The sequence below is a fragment of the uncultured Corynebacterium sp. genome (assembly GCF_946998835.1).
Taxonomy (GTDB): Bacteria; Actinomycetota; Actinomycetes; order Mycobacteriales; family Mycobacteriaceae; genus Corynebacterium.
The window spans coordinates 19106-37681 of sequence record NZ_CAMQAZ010000004.1 but is presented as its reverse complement, the minus strand read 5'-3'; the positions used below and the strand labels follow the sequence as shown (position 1 = coordinate 37681).

Genomic DNA, 18576 nt, shown 5'->3' with positions numbered 1-18576 from the left:
CTCAGGAGGTGTTTAAAAACTACCTCTAGCAGGGGAGATGTTGGGGCGCTATGGACGTCGTGAAGCGAGAAGCGGTAAGAGATTTTCCGCAGATCCTCGTCGCGAGGCCTATTTTCTGTCATGCTATGAACCATGACTGATGCTAACGACACCCTGCCGTCGCACCGCCTTGAAGTACCTATTGACGAGGCGGTGGCGTGGCGTCGCCAGCTGCACCAGAATCCGGAACTGAGCTTCCGGGAGTACAAGACGTCCGACATGATTGAGGACCTGCTTAATCAATGGGACATTCCGACCTACCGGCTGACCCCGACGTCGGTAATCGGTGTCATCGAGGGCACGGCCGGTGACCCCAGCACTGGGCGCGTGATTGGTTACCGGGCAGATATCGATGCGCTGCCGATCCAGGAGGAAACTGGGCTGCCGTACGCCTCGCGCACACCGGGCGTCATGCACGCCTGTGGCCACGATGTCCACACGGCTATGCTGCTCGGCACGGCGAAGGCGCTCTCCGGGATGCGCGATCAGCTGCACGGCAAGGTGCTGTGCATCTTCCAGCACGCTGAAGAGATGCTGCCGGGCGGTGCTCGTGAGCTGGTCGACAAGGGTGCCGCCGATGACCTGGATGAGGTCTATGCCTTCCATGTCGCACCGCACCCGGTCGGCCATGTGGGTATTTGCCCAGGTCGAGTGACAACCATGTCGGGCATCGTGTCCATCGCCATCCGTGGCCGTGGTGGTCACTCCTCGAACCCGCAGCTGTCGATTGACCCGGTGCTGATTGCCAGCGAGGTGACTCTCATGCTCAACACGATTGTCTCCCGCGATGTGGACCCGAAGCACATGAACATCGTCAATGTCGGCTCACTGCACTCGGGCGAGGCCGGCAACGTGATTCCGGATACCGCGAACCTGGAAGTGTCCATCCGGTCGGTCGACGAGGCCGACTGGGAGATTGTCTGCCAGCGCATTGAGGCCGTCGTCAATGGTGTCTGCCAAGCCCACGGCGCGCAGGCGACCTTCGACTGGCAGATTCCGTACCCGATGGTGGTCAACGCCGACATCGCGGTCAACCGTGCCTGGCACGCGGCCACGAAGGCAATTGGCACGTCCAAGGTGTTCGCCGCCGACCCGTGGGCACCCTCTGATGACTTCTCATACTTTTCCCGCGAAGCACCGGGCTGCTACATGTTCCTCGGCACTGGTGGCCCGGAAGTGGGTAACCCATTCTTCCTCCACAACTCCAAGTTTAAAATTGTGGAGAGAGCCATGGTCAGTGGCATGCGCACGGAAATTCAAATTGCGCTCGATGCATTGAACCCATCGAATACCCAGCCGCCAGAACGACCTGCCACGACACCGACCATGCCCGCAGCCGGTTCCGTGCCACCACGGCCACGGAACGCCGGCCTTGGCACGCCGAAATCGCATGCCGGCCAGGCGCGGGCGTCGTCAAGCGAATCGGAGGGGCAGACCTCGCCGAGCCCTGAGGCAGCGACGGCGCCGAATAATTCCAATCAGCCTCAGGCACCTAGAGAGGATGCATAGGACAATGTCCACGACCCCCAACGCCGCCGACAAGATGCTCGCTGCCGCCGCACCTGAGTGGACGAAGTGGGCGATTGGATGGCACGTCTATCCGCTGGGGTTTGTGGGAGCACCCATCCGGGAGAAGGACCGGGGTGCCGCGCCGGTCAATCGAATTCGCAAACTGATTGACTGGCTGCCGTATGTCCAGGAACTTGGACTTAACGTCCTGCAGCTGGCGCCGGTGTTCGAGTCCACCAGCCACGGCTACGACACTGAGGACTACTACCGCATCGATTCGCGCCTGGGTACCGAAGAGGACATGAAGGCGGTCATAGAGGCTGCCCATGAGCACGGCATCAAAGTGCTTTTCGACGGCGTCTTCAACCACATCGGGGCAGAGGCACCCGCGCTGAAGACTGCGAAGGAAAACCCCGGCTCTGAAGAAGCGCAGCTGTTTGCGTTTACACATTCAAACGGCGACATGACTGCGCCGGTGTTTGAAGGCCACGAGGGTTTGGTCGAGTTTGATCACACCAGTGATGCGACCGCAGACTTTGTTGTGGACGTGATGAACTACTGGCTGGCGCGGGGGATTGATGGCTGGCGGCTGGACGCGGCCTACGCAGTGGACCCGCAGTTCTGGCGCAAGGTTTTGCCGCGAGTGCGTGCCGAGCACCCGCACGCTTACATCTATGGCGAGGTCATCCACGGTGACTATCCGGAGATTGTGTCTGTCTCCAGCATGGACTCGGTGACAGAATACGAGCTGTGGAAGGCGACCTGGTCCGCGCTGAAGGAGGAGAACTTCTTCGAGCTGGACTGGACGCTGAAGCGCCACAACACCTTCACGGAGTCGTTTGTGCCGGTCACCTTTGTAGGAAACCACGATGTTTCGCGCATTGCGACGCAGGTGGGACCCGACAAGGCCGTGCTGGCGGCAACAGTGCTGTTTACCGTGGCCGGCGTGCCGCTGGTCTACTACGGCGACGAGCAGGGCTACACCGGCACCAAGGAGGAGCGCATCGGCGGTGATGATCAGGTTCGCCCGGTGTTCCCGGACAGCCCGGAAGAGCTCTCTACGCTAGGCGAGGAACTCTACCGCTCCTACCAGCAGCTCGTTGCAATGCGTCGCCGCTTCCCGTGGCTGCACTCTGCTCGCGTGGAAACTGACGAATTGCGCAATGGTTTCCTGCGCTACCGTGTAATCGCGACCGATGCGGCGCTGGTCAGTGGTGGTGCTGGTGGTGCTGGGGATTTCAAGGGGGCCGGTGCTTCTGGTGCTTCTGGTGCTTCTGGTGCTTCTGGCGAGATGCCCTCGCTTGTCGTCGAGTTGAACCTGGAAAATGGTGCGACCAGCGCGGTAATTCGCCACGGCGACCAGGTGGAATTCGAGTTTTCCTAGACACTCCTGGCGGCACTGGGCTGCCCGGAGAACCAAAACCGGGTTAATAGACAGATAGCATGTCCGCCCAGCGTGTCGCCGGGTGGGCACCTTTTGCTATTTAGCCCTACTTAACCCCAATCCGAGTTACTGACCGCGTTTATGTTCGGCGGCAGCGGGCCAATCCGAGTTACTGACCGCGTTTATGACAAAAATGGCCCGAAAAATGGCCTGAAAGTGTCTTAAACTTACACAGTTTCACATTTGCAGCCCGTTGAACGGGGCGTGGACCCCGCCTTCCACGCTGTTGGTTGTTGATTTCCCATCGCGTCGGTTCCAGCACACTGGCATCCAGCACACTGGCATCCAGCACACCGGCATGCGTCCAACATGCGGGTGACGTTCCGTGGATTGAACGAAAAATAGGCTCGAATCAGGGGTTAAACCTAATTCAAGCCCGATGTAAAGGGGGCGGTCAGCGGTGGCTTAGGGAGTCAAGCCACCTGTTTGCTGCTTATCCCGTTTTCGCAGATGCAATTAATAGATCTGTGACTACATCTGTGCGGTCTCAGCAGGAGCCATCTCGTCGGAGGTCTCCGTGGTCTCGCTGCTCTCCGTGGTAGTCGTCTTCTGCTCGAAAGTTGCCGACGGGTTGGCCTGGTCGCCGACCTTCACGTCCGAGTCAACCTCATTCGGGGGAGAGCAAGCGACCAGGGCTGCTGCGGCAATGGCGGATGCGGCGATAGCGCCGGCGATGCGGTTACGCATGGATGTGGCTCCTCTGTCGGAAAAACAATAGCTACTGCGGGCTAATGAACTTTTCTCACATTATCTTAAAGCAATATCTTAGAGGATTCTTAACGGCTTGCGGGAACCAAGGGGCCAATCGCCCCCGCTCCGATACACAGGGTTGCACCCGGAGTCGCCTTTTCCACATCGATATGGAGCGTATTTCCGCCACCGCTGAGGTAGACATACCGTGGCCGCAGCTCGTTGTTCATCTGCACCACGGTGGAGCCGCCACGGGTTTGCTCGGCAGTCTCGAATGGGTTCGGCAGCGACAGTCGGATGTCCATGTCTTCAGAAGCCGTGGCCGGGAACTCGAGGACCCAGTCACCGAGCTTGATGATGTTCTCAAGCTCGATGTCCTCCGACGCAGTCCCGTCGTCCTCGACCGTGATGCGGTGGCCACACTGCTCGACAGGACCATCGACGACACGAGTGATGCCGGAGACCTTGGCGTCGATAAGCGAACCGTCGGTGTTGAACATCCGAGGGTGACCGGTGACGCGCGCAAATGGTGGGCGATCAGAGACCGCATCAAACACGCGCGAGTACATGTTCATGGGGGCAGCGACTGGGACGAGAATCTCGTAGGGAACGGGCTGGTCGATGAGGTTGTAGTCGAGCGCCTTGTCAGGGCCAGCGGCATCGGCCTCTTCGCGAAGTGCGGACATAGACGCGGTGGTGTTATCAATCCACTCCATCGACATGTCGTCGGACCATGCACTGCGATACGTGAACACAGAAATGGTGGAGGTTACAGCCAGTGCGGTGCCCAGCAGCCAAATGAGAATATGCGTCCGGGCCGGCAGCAGCGCGGGAGCTTCATCTTTTGGAGGAAGACCAGACAGGGAAACCGCGATACAGATGACAATGACCAGCGCGACATCTGAGTAGTAGTGCAAAGTGTGCGCCAGTACGCCAGAAGTATTCGCGCTCGAGCGGAAGAGGGTAACGGCGAACAACGTGGTGAACATGTACGCCACTGACAGCGTCCACGGGGCCCAGCCACGGTAATCGCGACCAATCAGGGTTGCGGACAGAATCAGCAAAAAGATGCCACCGATGGTGATGAGCTGGGGCGGGGCAAAGGCGAAAGGCTGTCCTGGAGCCCATCGCTGCCAGTTGGTAGGGCCACCGATAAGGCCTGCAAAAATCTGGCCAAGACCATTGAAGAACAACTCGGGTTGGAGCGTTTCAGCGGTCAAACCAGCGCTTTTAGCGGTGCCGAAGTAGTACCACAGTGCCCAAACCAGAGTAAGCAGCATAGTCGGAACCCACACAATCAGGCCACGACGGAGAACCTGCAGAATATTGCCGCGTTCCATGTAGGTCATAGTGATGACAACCAGCAGCGAAACAGGGGCGATAGCCAGGGATTTTTCAAAGAATCCCAATGCCACTGCCAGCAACACGAACAGGCCAATAGCCTCCCCGGGGCGCGGGCCAAAGGAGCGGCGGAGCGTAGTGCGGATGGTGACAATCATGAAGATCACGAACGCCAAGTGGAACGGTTGCGAATTTGTCGCAGCGGACCACCAGGTGTCGCCTGGAAGCATGAGCGGCGTCCAGGAGATGGCCGCGAGGAGGAAGAGCGACACCAGCGTGCGGCCAGTAATAATCTCAAAAAGTTTGGCGGTGGCGTAAGTGAGTGTCACTGTCATCAGCGCCATGGTTATCGCTGGCAACCACCAATTCCAGGGCGCAATGAGTTGATACAGCCCCTGGATAAAGAAAGCCAGCGGCGCCAAGTGCCCGTCATGGTCTTGAAGCAGATAGTCCTTGCTCAGCAAGGAGCTGTCGTGGAGCTCGCCGACGATGATGAAGTCATCCCAGTAAAAACCGTGGCTGGTCAGTACTAGGAAACGCGCGAGAAGCTGTATGACGACGACAACTCCAATGAATCCCCACCACTGCTTCGCAGACAAGTCGAGCCTTTGTCCCCACGTCAATTTAGGCAGGTAATATGGGCGGAAACTTGCCTGCTCAGCGGTGCTGCCAGTCCCGAGGACTTCGGAAGATTTCACCGCGGTATCCGCAGCTGTTGCCTCATCGCTCACTGTTGGCGTGTGAGGGAGTTTTGCAGTTGGGGTGTCTCCAGCAGATGACCGCTCGGCTTTTGTCATGGTTCCTTATGTTATATAGGCCAGGTGCTCAGCGCGGTAGGGTAGGCAAAGTTAGTACTTAGGGCGTGTCGGCAAAGCCCCATTTCGGTCACAGCGATTGGGTCAAAGACACTGAACAAAACTAGGAGAATGTGGGATGACGCAATCGGCGAGTGCAGCACGCGCTAACTTCTCATGGCGCAATATCGACATCATCATTGCAGCGGTCATCGGTGTGGCTGTCGGCCTGATCTTTGTCATTTGGAACATCATCGGTGGGGCGGGCTACGAAGCAGTCAACGCCCTTACCCCTGGCCTCGGCGGTTTGGTCGCAGGCATGTGGTTCCTCGGTGGTCCACTCGGCGCTTACATCATCCGCAAGCCGGGTGCCGCTATCTTCGTTGAGGTCATCGCCGCGACGGTCTCGGCGCTAATCGGTAACCAGTGGGGCATCTCCACCCTGTACTCAGGCTTGGCGCAGGGGCTCGGCGCGGAGCTGGTGTTCCTCATTCTGGCGTATAAGCGCTACAACATGACCACCGTCGTTATCTCCGGCCTCATGGCAGGCATCGGCGCCTGGACCTTTGAGCTCTTCACCGGCAACCTGGCCAAGACTTTCGAATACAACGTCATCTACCTGATTTCCACGGCGCTGTCGGGCGCTGTCCTCGCCGGTGTGTTGGCGTACTTCCTGGCTAAGGCGCTGGCGGCAACCGGTGCGTTAGATCGCTTTGCCATCGGGCGAGAGCGGCACGACAACATCTAGGAACACCGATGACTGATGAGGCGTTGACGCGGGGGTCGTCGTCAAGCGCACACGCCCCTGCGGTGAGCGCGCGGGGATTTGGATATCGGCACGCGGGGCGGAAGGCGGCGGTGCTGCACGACATCACGCTGGGTATTGAGAGTGGCGAAAAAGTGCTGCTCCTCGGCGCGTCGGGGGTGGGGAAGTCGACGCTGCTCGCCGCTATTGCTGGTGTGCTTGGCGACGACTCCGATGGCGAAGCCACCGGAAAACTCCTGATTGAAGGTCGCACTCCCGCTTCCGCACGCGGCGCGGTGGGGCTGGTGCTGCAAGACCCCGACTCGCAGACAATTAGTGCCCGTGTTGGCGACGATGTTGCCTTTGGTGCGGAAAACCTCGGTGTCGACCCGGCTGAGATTGGTAACCGAGTGCGTGCCAGCTTGGATTTGGTGGGGTTGGATGTGCCCTTGGACCATCCGACACACAGGCTTTCTGGCGGGCAGAAGCAGCGTCTGGCATTGGCGGGTGTGCTGGCGATGGGCGCGCGGGTCATCTGCTTGGACGAGCCGACCGCAAATATTGACCCGGCCGGTGTGCCGGTGCTGCGCGATGCCTCAATTGCAGCGGCGGAGAGAACCGGTGCCGCTCTTATCGTGGTCGAGCACCGCGTGGATGCGTGGGTCGATGCGGTTGACCGCATTGTGGTGCTCGGTCGCGAAGGTGTGATTGCCGACGGTGCGCCGCATCGGGTCTTGGAAGACTATGGGCAGGCTCTGACGGATGCTGGGGTGTGGATTCCGGGCGCTCCGCCCGCGCTGCCAGATGCGCGTTCCGTTGACTGTGACCAGACGGGGCGACCGGTCGGCGACATTGCTATCGAGACCCGCGGGTTGGACATTGGCTATGGCGCGAAGAAGTCATGGTTCAGCGGTGGCGAAACAGTTGAGCCGATTGCTCGCGATATATCCGTAGCGATTCCATCTCAAGCCTCCACCTGCATCGTTGGACACAACGGCAGTGGTAAGTCCACGTTGGCGCTGACCATCGGAGGCCTGCTGGAGCCGATGGCGGGCACTGTCCACGTTGCAGGCAGCGGTAGCGCGCCGTGGAAATGGCCGTCGAAGAAATTGGCTACTCGGATTGGCACGGTGTTCCAGGACCCCGAGCATCAATTTGTTACCGGCACTGTGCTGGAAGAGCTGCAGCTGGGCCCCAAACTCGTCGGTGTCAACGCTGATCAGCGCATTGAGGAACTACTTGAGCGGCTCCGGTTGACGGCGCTGACTAGGGCGAACCCATTCTCGCTTTCCGGCGGTGAGAAGCGTCGTCTGTCGGTAGCGACGATGCTGGCCACAGCGCCGGACATTGTGCTTCTCGACGAACCGACGTTCGGCCAAGACCGCCGAACATTCACCGAATTGCTGACTCTGCTCCGCCAGCTTGCCGATGACGGCCGGACCGTTATCTCGATTACCCACGATCCGTTGGTGGTGCAGGCGATGGGTGACTACGTCGTCGACATGGACGCGTTTCACCCGGAGCGGTCAGGAGGTGCGCCGTGACTGACGTCGATTCCGCCGGTTCGGCTGAGAGTGCTCAGAGCACGACTCCGAGCAAGCAGCCTTTCCTCGCTACGGTCAACCCGGTGGCGCGAGTGTTGGGCCTATTCCTGCTCACCACGCCTCTGTTGATTTCCATCGACTGGGTATCGGCAGTGGTGGCGCTTGTCTGCACGCTTTTCTTAATCCCGCTGTCGGGGTTGGGGTTTCGTCGTTTTCTCGGGCGCAGCATTCCGCTTCTCATTGCCGCGCCCATCTCGGGCATTTCGATGGCGCTCTACGGCAACCCGGATGGCAAAGAGTATTTCTCCTTCCTGCTTGCCCATGTGACGGATAATTCCATCTCACTGGCTATTGCGATTATGTTGCGTGTGCTGGCCATCGGTACGCCGGTTATTGTGCTGACAGCCAATATTGACCCCACTGATTTGGGCAATGGGCTGGCGCAGATCCTCAAGCTGCCCAGTCGGTTTGTGCTGGCCACGGTGGCAAGTCTGCGGCTCGTCGGGCTGTTCATCAATGACTGGCAGGCGCTGACCCGAGCCCGTCGTGCGCGCGGGTTGGGCGACCATGGAGCAATCCGCCGCACGATTTCCCAGGTGTTCGCTCTGCTGGTGTTTGCGCTGCGCCGCGGCACCAAACTGGCCACTGCCATGGAGGCCCGCGGTTTCGGAGCCCCCATCAAACGCACGTGGTGGCATACCTCGACGTTGGCTGCGCGCGACTACCTCACCATGGCCGCTTGCCTTGCCATCGCCGCCGCTGCCATCGGTATTTCCGTGTGGGCCGGCGAGTTCCGCTTCCTGGGCGTGGCGTAGAAGGGCTTTTCACACACGATGATTCTGCTTATCGACGGCCGCTCCGCCAGCGGCAAAACCACCTTCGCGGCAAAGCTGCACGGCATCCTCGGCTGGCCGGTTATCCACTTAGAGGATGTCTATCCGGGCTGGTCTGGCCTGCAGAAGGCGTCGAGCGCGGTGGCGGAGACACTCCTCAATCCCGCACTACCCGCGGAGGACCGCGGGTATCGCCGTTGGGACTGGTACGCCGGCGAATTCGCCGAATGGGTCCCCACACCGAAAAACTCCTCGCTCATCGTCGAAGGCTGCGGGGCTGTGACCGAAGCCAATCTCGCCGCTGCCCGCGCCATTGGCGACGGCAATGCTTGGGGAGTCTGGGTAGAACTGGACACCCAGACACGCTATGCCCGCGCCATGGCCCGCGACGACCACTTCGAGGAGCACTGGGACATGTGGGCCCAGCAGGAATCGCAGCACATGGCCAAGCACAATCCGCAGCAGCTCGTCGAGTGGACCATCACCTCGCCAGAACCGTTAGCCTGGGATTTCTGATGAGAAAAACACTCGTTCGCCTCGGTGCAGGTTTCGGTTCCATGCTCCTCGTCGGCGGACTGCGCGTTGCTGTCAGCTCGGAGCTACGCCCACCGCGCCTGCCCAATCGCAGACCACCCCGTTGGGCTCTGCCCGCTGTCGGCGCCGCATGGGCGCTGGCCAGCTGCGCTACCTATTCGGCTCGAGCACCGCATCGCTTGACGACGCCCCTGCTCACCGGCCTCGCAGTGCCAGGGGCAGCGGCCCTAGTCTTCGAGGCCGTGCGTCTTCGATGCGCTGCAGTTGACCCAACAGTGCCGCCACGCACCGTGGTTGTGCTGGGCTGCGCGTTGAAGAACAATCAGCCTTCGGATTTGCTGACCAGGAGATTGCAGCGAGCCGTAGCAGTGTGTGATGAGCGCACCGAGCGAATTATCTGCTCCGGAGGTCTCGGCAGTGAAGCGGTGACGGATGCCACCCGCTCCGAGGCGGATGCCATGGTCGAGTGGTTGGTAGAGGTCGCTGGGGACGTCGTAAAGCGTGGCGACATCGCGCTGATGACCGAGGACCAATCGACGAATACGCCAGAAAATATTGACTATGCGTGCGAACTGATGCGGGCTATCGACGGTGCGTCTCGTGCTGGAACTGTGGTTGTGACCAGTGATTTTCATGTGCCGCGGGTAGCGAAGCTCGTGCGTGAACGCGGGCTGGAGTCCTGGTGCGTGGTCGGAGCGTACACGCCGTGGAAGTACTGGGCGACATCAATGCTGCGAGAATTTCTGGCGCAATTTATTCTGTGGGCACCGCGTGGGAACGCGAGAATTTTGCGAATTTCGCGCCTGCAACAAAGTGTTAGCCATTAGTATTGAACGAAGATAATTACGTCGTGCGGCGATAGTGCTGCGTGAAAAGCGATATCATAACACGACAATCAAAAACACGACATCGGAATCATTATTCGGGAGGAACACCCACATGGCTTTGACCCCAGGATTCGACCTGTTCCAGCTGCCAGAGGAGCACCAGGAGCTCCGTGCTGTTATTCGCGATCTGGCTGAGAAGCAGATTGCTCCGTACGCAGCGGACGTCGACGAGAACGAGCGTTTCCCGGAGGAGGCTCTGAAGGCTCTCAACGAGGCTGGCTTCAACGCCATCCACGTTCCGGAGCAGTTCGGTGGTCAGGGTGCGGATTCGGTCGCAGCCTGCATCGTTATTGAGGAAGTCGCTCGCGTTTGTGGCTCGGCCTCCCTTATCCCGGCTGTGAACAAGCTGGGCACCATGGGCCTGATCCTGAAGGGCTCCGACGAGCTGAAGAGCAAGGTCCTGCCGGACATCGCCAACGGCGCAATGGCCTCCTACGCGCTGACTGAGCGCGAGGCCGGCTCGGACGCTGGTTCTATGAAGACTCGCGCTGTCCGCGAGGGCGACGAGTGGGTCCTGAACGGCTCCAAGTGCTTCATCACCAACGGTGGCCGCTCCACCTGGTACACCGTCATGGCTGTCACCGATCCGGAGAAGGGCGCCAACGGCATCTCTGCATTCATGGTTCACAAGGACGACGAGGGCTTCCGCGTCGGTGGCCTGGAGCACAAGCTGGGTATTAAGGGTTCCCCGACCGCTGAGCTGTACTTCGAAAACTGCCGCATCCCGGCTGACCGCATCATCGGCGAAGAAGGCACCGGTTTCAAGACCGCCCTGGAGACCCTGGACCACACCCGCCCGACCATCGGTGCACAGGCACTGGGCATCGCACAGGGCGCTTACGACTACGCCGTTGGTTACGTGCAGGAGCGTCAGCAGTTCGGTAAGCCAATCGCCGCTTTCCAGAACACGCAGTTCATGCTGGCTGACATGCGTATGAAGATCGACGCTGCTCGCCTCATGGTCTACACCGCAGCTGCCAACGCTGAGCGTGGCACCGCTGAGGGCGGCGCTCGCCTGGGTCTGATGGCAGCTAACGCCAAGACTTTCGCTTCCGACGTTGCTATGCAGGTCACCACTGATGCTGTGCAGCTGCTCGGTGGTTACGGCTTCACCCGTGACTTCCCGGTTGAGCGCATGATGCGTGACGCCAAGATTACCCAGATCTACGAGGGCACCAACCAGATCTGCCGCATGGTCGCAGGCCGCCAAATCCTCGCAGACGCACAAAAGCGCTAACTACCAGCGCAAATACGGGTTAAGTAGTAAAAAGTGTGTCCAGTCGGTGTGTCCGCTCAGTGTGTCGCTGGGTGAATCGCCGGGCGGGCACCTTTTGCTATTCACGCCAATGTTGGTTAGTGACTGCGTTTATGGCTGGCGGCGGTGGGTCGATGCGGGTTAGTGGCCGCACTTATGTCAGCGGCGGCGGGCCAATGCAAGTTAGTGACCTCGCTTATAGCAAAAATGGCCCGAAAAATGGCCTGAAAGTGTCATAAACTCACACAGTTTCACATTTGCAGCCCGTAATTTTGTCTCTTCGTCCCAGGTTTTTCGGCCGTCCCGCGCGAGCCCTGCACTATATCATCCACCAGCTCGCCCCACGCTGGTCCCGCACTCGCCCCGCGCTGGTCCCGCACTAGCGCCACTAACCTCGTCCCTAATGCGCCAGCCAAGCGCACGCGGCGACAACGATTGCCTCTGCTCCCCGGTCAAGGGTGGGTTGGAGATCAGGGGCGAAAGCCGGATTGTGGTTGCCAACAGCGTTGCTCATATCCGCGAAGCCGCCGAGGCCCCAGTACGAATATGGCACGCCAAGTGCATCGGGGATGATGGAGAAATCTTCAGAAGCGGGCACTGCGTTTAAGTCGCAGGACTGTTCACCGAAGTATGCGTCGAATGCCTCGCGCACAGTGTCGGTGGCATCCCCGTCATTGTTGGTGAGGGGATAGCGGTCGTAGTAAGTGAACTCGGGTTCTTGAGGGCTGCGGGCAGCAGTGCACTCTGCTCGGACAATGCGCTCGATTGCTTCTTTGAGGTGTTCGGTCACAGCGCTGCTATAAGCACGGGTGTTGATGAGTAGTTCTGCGGAATCAGGAATGATGTTGGATTTAGTTCCTGATTGAATCGCACCAACGGTTACCACTGCGGTCTCGGTGGCTGCTACCTCACGCGAGACAATGGTCTGAAGGCGCATCACAATGCTGGATGCCAAGACAACGGGGTCGACACTGAGCTCCGGCATGGAGCCGTGGGAACCTTTGCCGTGCACAGTGACTTTGACCGAGAATGCCGAGGAGAGCACCGGGCCGCGGCGAGTTCCCACATGGCCGCCGGGCAAGCTAGCTAGTACGTGCTGGCCGAGATAAACATCTGGACGCGGAATTGCCTTCTCAAGATCTGCCGCAAGCATTGCGCGTGCACCTTCGGCTGTTTCTTCAGCAGGTTGGAATACACCGATGAATGCTCCGGACCACTGATCTTTGTTCTCGTGGAAAGCCTGCAGTGCTGTGAGCAACGACATCAGGTGAACATCGTGGCCACACGCGTGGGAGACAGGGACCTTGGTGCCGGTCTTTTCATCAACCTGCGTTGCTGTAGAGGCATAATCTTTGCCCGAGGTTTCCTTGACCGGTAGTGCGTCTATGTCCGCGCGCATCGCTACAACTGGTCCGGCACCGTTTTCGATGATGGCGACCACTCCGGTGTCTCCGATGCGCTTTGTGGAGATTCCCGAGGCTTCGAGCTCGTGAACGATTCGGTCTGCAGTACCGTGCTCCTGCATGGAAAGCTCAGGGTGTTGGTGGAAATACTTATAAAGTTCCTCGCGCTGGGATTGGGTTGACGCGAGAGTATCCAAAATTCTTCTGGCGGTATAAGCAGTGGTGGGCATACCTAGAATGTACGTCGACCTAAAGCGGATAGCGGAGGCTATGGCAGGTTTTCACTCAATCACAGGAGCTTTCCACGCAAAAGTTTTCTGCGCAAAAAAGAGCTGTCTACGCCTAAAAAGTGTTGCTTACGTAGTGACAAAGAACTTCTGGTTTCGCTCACCGCGGTAGGCCTGGGCCGTCGCGGTGGCAGCGATGATGGAGGCAACAATCAGCAATCCGGCCGTAATCAAACCAAGTGCTGTTGAAGTGCCGGCTCGTACCTGCGAAACCGCTCCCACCAGTGTCATTGCTGCATTAATGACAAAAACTGCCGCGGCTACCGACAACACCGTCCGCGCTGCAGTTGATCCCTCGAGGAGCTTGGCCGCCAGCCACCAGCAGGCAATCGCCGTTGCTGTCTGGGCGATAATCGCAAACGCAAAGCTCACAGCCAGGCTGGTCTGAGCTGCAGAAACCTCTATGTTATTGGCCTTCGCAGCTTCCGCGACAGTCGCATCCCACTTCAACAGGGAGCTGACCACGGTGAGGATGAGCGCCGGGAGGTAGACATATACCGCCAGCCGCCACCACCTAAAGGACTGCGCCGCATGGAAAGGAACGTCTTTAGTCGAATTGACTGCCATAACTTCACACTTTAAACCACGACGTCGGGGACGCGATACGTCACAGCTCGGTAGTGCTTATCGCTTGCCGACGAGCACATACTAGGCAGCACCCAAAACACCTAACTCCTACACCGCGCTGGTGCGGTGTGGGTCGGAGAAGTCGACACCTTGGGTTTCCCACACGCGACGCAGTTCGTCAACGCCCTTAGCACGCGCCAGAGCAAACTCGTTAGTAGTGGCCGGAACCGGCTGGAAGATGGTGACTTCAGTTTCTTCTACCGATACCGGCGGGATTTCTGCCCTGGTGAGGACGAAGCCGGTGAAGCGGGACTGCTCCCACAGGGGCTGACCAAAGTCGATAAGCGCCCCGTCGGTGAGGATGAGACCTTCGATGCTTGGGGACGCGGCAAGAATGCCAAGTGGGCGGAGAACTTCGTCCAGACCCCCACGAATAGGAAGGACGAGCTCGGCTCGGGGGCCAGAATTAGTGTCCACGACCATTGCGGACGGATCCTGCATGGCCTCGGCGCTACAGCCGAGCGTTGCGTAGGTGACGACGTGGTCCGTGTCTGGGCCAAAGCGCAGCATCTTTAGTGGCGCAGAGCCGAGGAAAGTCAGCTGCGCTTCGCCGGGGTTGGGCTCTTCAAAGTAGGAGGTAAACGCGGCTCGGACGGCCTTGATAATCGCATTGCTATCTGGGCCGGCAGGAGGAATCGGGCCGGTTAGGCTGTCGAACACGGGCGGTACTCCTTGTTAAACATTGTTGAAGTGGTCGTTTTAGGCTGAGGGCGAAAGCTTAACATCGCTAGCCCAGGTCGCATTGAGTTTCAACGTCTGCATCCAGGTATCAATATCGTCACCGTGCGCTGCGATAGCAGCGCGTGCAGTCAGCGTAGTTTCAATTGCGAATTCGGTGAGCTCATCGCTAATCAATCCCTGGGTATGGGCTGCGACGAGTTCGTCAACATCTTCAACGCGGATCTGTGTGGTGGCATCGGCTGGTAGGGGAGCCACAGCCTCGGAATTGGTCGGGGCCTGCAGAATGTCGAGATACAGGTCGGTCATCCGCCAACACTGCGGATCAGTGCGATCAACGCTAACGATATCGACGTAGCGTTGGTGTTCAACCTTTATGCCCGGGCGGAAGTGATAGATGCTGATGCGCAACCCTTCGTCGGCGAGCAGGAATGTTTCGAGATATCCGAACTTCGGGTGATCCATACCGCGACGCATGTAGAGGCGGTTGGGTGCAAGGAGCCGGAACTCATCGACTTTGCGGTGAAAGCCCTTGGGGTCGATGTTGACCATTTCACGCAGGTCAAATGTCTCGACTTTCGGAGGGTGTGTGTCCTGACCCGAGCGAATGGGCGCGAGTGCAGGAGTTGCAGAAGCCGAGGTCGAGGTAGCTGGTGAAGTGGACATGCGAATACCTTAACGTTGATGGACGCGCGGAGCACGAAAAAGCCCTTTTTGCACCGCCTTCGATGCAAAAAGGGCTAGAAGCTACGTGAAAAGCAGCTGATTACCAGCCGACCGGGAAAACGCCAGCGGTCGGAGTGTAGTTGCAGTTAGTCGGTCCGGAAGACTCGGCGGTGGTGATACCGCCCTGCATGACAGCGAATACCAGACCCTTGCCGGTGTTCGCAGTGCCGTTGACAGCACCCGGGCCCTTCTGGGCGTTGATGCCGTTGTTGGTCAGCGTGGTCTTGCCGTACTTACCGTTGGCAACGTTGATCCAGTAGACGTTCATCTCGGTGTTCTGCTGCTTGGCCAGCTGCTTGGTGCCCAGGCCGGTGAAGATGAAGCCGAGCTGGTCAGCCGGAACACCTGGCAGTGGCAGCGGAGCGGGGCCCGGAACGGAAGTGGCCAGACCGAAGGAGCGCCCCTCGCCACCGATGCACTTTTCAGCAATGGTCGGCAGCAGGAACTGGTTGGTCTGTGGAGCCTGGTCCGGAATACTGAAGCCCGGCTCGCCGCCGCCTTCACCAGTCAGGAAGTCAAGGCCCTTGTTGAGGACACCGGAAATCTCCGCAGGCACGCCAGGGCTGTTAATCATTTGGCGGGCGTTGTTGTAGAAGTCCTGCTGAGCAGGGTTCGCCGGGGCTGCAGAGGCGGGGGCAGCGATGCCTGCAGTCAGGATTGCAGTTGCACCCAGGGCGGCTGCAGCGCGGCGCAGGAAAGAGCGTCCAGTCGAAACCACGGTGAAGAACCTCTCATTCGTGGGCTGTCGGAGTCAAAAGTAAATATCGGAATCGTTGCTCATCTTAAAACGATTGCAACGCAAATTGGAAAGATTTGGAAAAGAAATGTTCAGAATCTTCTCAGACAATTAATTCACGAGTTTTCGCGTGTCGCAAGTTAACCCGCGGGAAAGGAGGTGTAAGAGGTGAATACTGTGAAAGTTGAGCCCAAAAGGTAACTATTGTGATTAATGGTGTTTAGCAGTGTGAAGTCACGCCAAGTCAAGCCTGGTCGTGTATCGCCTCACCAATAGCGGCGAGTCACATGTGTCACAGTGGGGCTTGGGGCGTAGTCGTCGTAAAGCAGATTGGCGGGGCGGGGGGAGGCTCTGCGACGCGTCGTAAAGAGGGGGTGATTTGAGGGGGTGATTTGTGCTTGGCGACGGCCCAGGGGTGTCGCCTTGCGTGACGGATGGGTGCTCGGGGTTGCGAAGAAAGCACTCAGATGTGCGGGACCATTGAGAAGGAGTAGACTGTAGAACGCTTTTATTACGCGTTGATGCGAGTCGTTATAAGCCCGTATCTCGTTTCTTTTTAGTCCTCTTAGCTTGTTAGGAGCTATCCGCCTGTGAGCGATACCGAGTTCCGTAATGTCGCCATCGTCGCACACGTCGACCATGGCAAGACCACTCTCGTGAACGCCATGCTGGAGCAGTCCGGCGTTTTCAGCGACCACGAAGAAGTTGCAGACCGAGTGATGGACTCTGGTGACCTTGAAAAGGAAAAGGGCATCACCATCTTGGCGAAGAACACCGCTATTCGCCGAAAAGGTGAGGGTAAGAACGGCGAAGACCTCATCATCAACGTCATTGACACCCCTGGTCACGCCGATTTCGGTGGCGAGGTGGAGCGCGCACTGTCCATGGTTGACGGTGTCGTGCTGCTGATTGACTCCTCCGAAGGCCCGCTGCCGCAGACCCGCTTCGTGCTGGGCAAGGCGCTGGCCGCCTCCATGCCGGTCATCATTGTCGTCAACAAGACCGACCGTCCGGATGCACGTATCGACGAGGTCGTCGAGGAAGCGCAGGATTTGCTGCTCGAACTGGCCTCCACCCTGGAAGATCCGGAGGCCGCTGAGGTTGCAGAGCGCAACCTCGAGCTGCCGGTGCTCTACGCTTCCGGTCGCGCCGGCAAGGCCTCTACCGAGAACCCGGGCAACGGTAACCTGCCGGAGTCTGAGAACCTCCAGCCGCTGTTCGACGTCATCACCGAGGTGCTCCCGGAGCCGTCCGCTGAGATTGATGCTCCGCTGCAGGCGCAGGTCACCAACCTGGACTCCAGCTCCTTCCTGGGCCGAATTGGTTTGATTCGTATTCACAAGGGGCGTATCCGCAAGGGTCAGCAGATCTCGTGGATTCACTACGACTCCGAGGGCAAGGAGCACGTCAAGAACGCAAAGGTTGCAGAGCTGCTGCGTACCGTCGGCGTGACCCGTGTCCCCGCCGAAGAGGCCATCGCAGGTGACATCGCTGCTATCTCCGGCATCGACGAGGTCATGATTGGTGACTCGCTGTGCGACGTCGAGCACCCGGACCCGCTGCCGCGCATTCTGGTTGACGAGCCGGCTATTTCCATGACCATCGGCGTTAACACCTCGCCGCTGGCTGGCCAGGGCGGTGGCGACAAGCTGACCGCTCGTATGGTCAAGGCCCGCCTGGACCAGGAGCTGATTGGTAACGTCTCGCTGCGGGTGCTGCCGACTGAGCGCCCAGATGCTTGGGAGGTACAGGGGCGTGGTGAAATGGCGCTGTCCGTCCTGGTTGAAACCATGCGTCGTGAGGGCTTTGAGCTAACCGTCGGTAAGCCGCAGGTTGTTACCAAGACTGTCGACGGCAAGGTGCAGGAGCCGTACGAGCACCTGACCATCGACGTTCCGGAAGAGCACTTGGGTGCGGTCACTCAGCTGATGGCTGCCCGCAAGGGACGCATGGAGCAGATGGGCAACCAGGGCACCGGTTGGGTGCGTATGGAGTTCCTCATTCCGTCCCGAGGTCTGATTGGCTTCCGTACTACCTTCATGACGGAGACCAAGGGCACCGGCATCGCCAACCACTACTCAGCCGGTTACGGCGAGTGGGCTGGCGAGATCAAGGACCGCCCGACCGGTTCGCTGGTGGCTGACCGCACTGGCCAGATCACCGCATACGCGCTGATTCAGCTCTCTGACCGCGGTACCTTCTTCGTGGAGCCGGGTGACCAGGCTTACGAGGGCATGGTGGTCGGCCAGAACCCGCGTGATGAGGACATGGACATCAACATCACCAAGGAAAAGAAGCTCACCAATATGCGTGCAGCCTCTGCCGATGCGACCGTCACGCTGGAGAAGGCCCACAAGCTCTCCCTTGATGAGGCCATGGAGTTCTGTGGTGCCGACGAGTGTGTTGAGGTAACCCCGGAGGGCATCCGCGTGCGCAAGCAGATCCTCAGCGCCACCGATCGCGCCCGCGCTCGTTCTCGTGCGAAGGCTATGAACAAGAAGTAA

At 59.2% G+C, this 18576-nt stretch carries 16 protein-coding genes; 9 read left to right on the top strand and 7 right to left on the bottom strand.

All coding sequences use genetic code 11. The annotated features are described in order from the left end of the window. Positions 1–132 precede the first annotated feature (132 nt). Positions 133–1548 (top strand): amidohydrolase, encoded by a 1416-nt coding sequence (locus tag Q0U90_RS02130; protein ID WP_297451014.1) that lies wholly within the window; start codon positions 133–135, stop codon positions 1546–1548. Positions 1549–1552: 4 nt separating this feature from the next. Further along, positions 1553–2932: an alpha-amylase family protein gene (locus tag Q0U90_RS02125; RefSeq protein ID WP_297451010.1), complete on the top strand. Its 1380-nt coding sequence runs from the start codon at positions 1553–1555 to the stop codon at positions 2930–2932. 531 nt (positions 2933–3463) lie between these two features. Here the strand turns inward: Q0U90_RS02125 and Q0U90_RS02120 are convergent. Together Q0U90_RS02120 and Q0U90_RS02115 are read right to left on the bottom strand one after the other, a co-directional pair. Further along, positions 3464–3679, bottom strand: coding sequence for a hypothetical protein (locus Q0U90_RS02120; RefSeq protein WP_297451007.1), 216 nt, complete (start codon positions 3677–3679; stop codon positions 3464–3466). Between the two features lie 89 nt (positions 3680–3768). Then, positions 3769–5820 carry a hypothetical protein gene (locus tag Q0U90_RS02115; protein ID WP_297451005.1) on the bottom strand — a complete coding sequence of 684 codons (2052 nt, stop codon included), beginning with the start codon at positions 5818–5820 and terminating at the stop codon, positions 3769–3771. Positions 5821–5956: 136 nt separating this feature from the next. On the opposite strand from Q0U90_RS02115, the gene Q0U90_RS02110 reads away from it, so the two are divergent. The 6 genes from Q0U90_RS02110 (at position 5957) to Q0U90_RS02085 (ending at position 11597) form a co-directional block, all read left to right on the top strand. Then, complete coding sequence (locus tag Q0U90_RS02110; protein ID WP_297451002.1) at positions 5957–6565, top strand: ECF transporter S component; 609 nt, start codon at positions 5957–5959, stop codon at positions 6563–6565. Positions 6566–6573: 8 nt separating this feature from the next. Beyond that, positions 6574–8106: an ABC transporter ATP-binding protein gene (locus tag Q0U90_RS02105; RefSeq protein ID WP_297450999.1), complete on the top strand. Its 1533-nt coding sequence runs from the start codon at positions 6574–6576 to the stop codon at positions 8104–8106. Beyond that, the gene (locus Q0U90_RS02100) at positions 8103–8921 is read left to right on the top strand and encodes an energy-coupling factor transporter transmembrane component T (RefSeq protein ID WP_297450996.1); all 819 of its coding nucleotides are present in this window, start codon (positions 8103–8105) and stop codon (positions 8919–8921) included. The genes Q0U90_RS02105 and Q0U90_RS02100 overlap by 4 nt, the downstream gene beginning before the upstream one ends. An 18-nt stretch (positions 8922–8939) precedes the next feature. Next, a complete protein-coding gene (locus tag Q0U90_RS02095) occupies positions 8940–9455 on the top strand; it encodes a hypothetical protein (protein WP_297450992.1) in 516 nt (171 codons plus the stop codon). Next, on the top strand, positions 9455–10300 hold the full coding sequence (locus Q0U90_RS02090; RefSeq protein ID WP_297450989.1) for a YdcF family protein: 846 nt from the start codon (positions 9455–9457) through the stop codon (positions 10298–10300). The genes Q0U90_RS02095 and Q0U90_RS02090 overlap by 1 nt, the downstream gene beginning before the upstream one ends. A gap of 112 nt (positions 10301–10412) precedes the next feature. Further along, positions 10413–11597: an acyl-CoA dehydrogenase family protein gene (locus Q0U90_RS02085; protein ID WP_297450987.1), complete on the top strand. Its 1185-nt coding sequence runs from the start codon at positions 10413–10415 to the stop codon at positions 11595–11597. Positions 11598–12015: 418 nt separating this feature from the next. Here the strand turns inward: Q0U90_RS02085 and Q0U90_RS02080 are convergent, their stop codons facing one another. The 5 genes from Q0U90_RS02080 to Q0U90_RS02060 form a co-directional block, all read right to left on the bottom strand. Further along, a complete protein-coding gene (locus Q0U90_RS02080) occupies positions 12016–13248 on the bottom strand; it encodes an amidohydrolase (RefSeq protein WP_297450983.1) in 1233 nt (410 codons plus the stop codon). A gap of 126 nt (positions 13249–13374) precedes the next feature. Next, a complete protein-coding gene (locus Q0U90_RS02075; protein WP_297450981.1) occupies positions 13375–13872 on the bottom strand; it encodes a hypothetical protein in 498 nt (165 codons plus the stop codon). Positions 13873–13980: 108 nt separating this feature from the next. Next, complete coding sequence (locus tag Q0U90_RS02070) at positions 13981–14592, bottom strand: suppressor of fused domain protein (protein WP_297450979.1); 612 nt, start codon at positions 14590–14592, stop codon at positions 13981–13983. Between the two features lie 39 nt (positions 14593–14631). Next, the gene (locus tag Q0U90_RS02065) at positions 14632–15276 is read right to left on the bottom strand and encodes a DUF402 domain-containing protein (protein ID WP_297450976.1); all 645 of its coding nucleotides are present in this window, start codon (positions 15274–15276) and stop codon (positions 14632–14634) included. A 100-nt stretch (positions 15277–15376) separates the two neighbouring features. After that, positions 15377–16054: a hypothetical protein gene (locus tag Q0U90_RS02060; protein WP_297450973.1), complete on the bottom strand. Its 678-nt coding sequence runs from the start codon at positions 16052–16054 to the stop codon at positions 15377–15379. 608 nt (positions 16055–16662) lie between these two features. Between Q0U90_RS02060 and typA the strand changes: the two genes are divergently transcribed. Next, complete coding sequence (gene typA, locus Q0U90_RS02055; protein ID WP_297450970.1) at positions 16663–18576, top strand: translational GTPase TypA; 1914 nt, start codon at positions 16663–16665, stop codon at positions 18574–18576.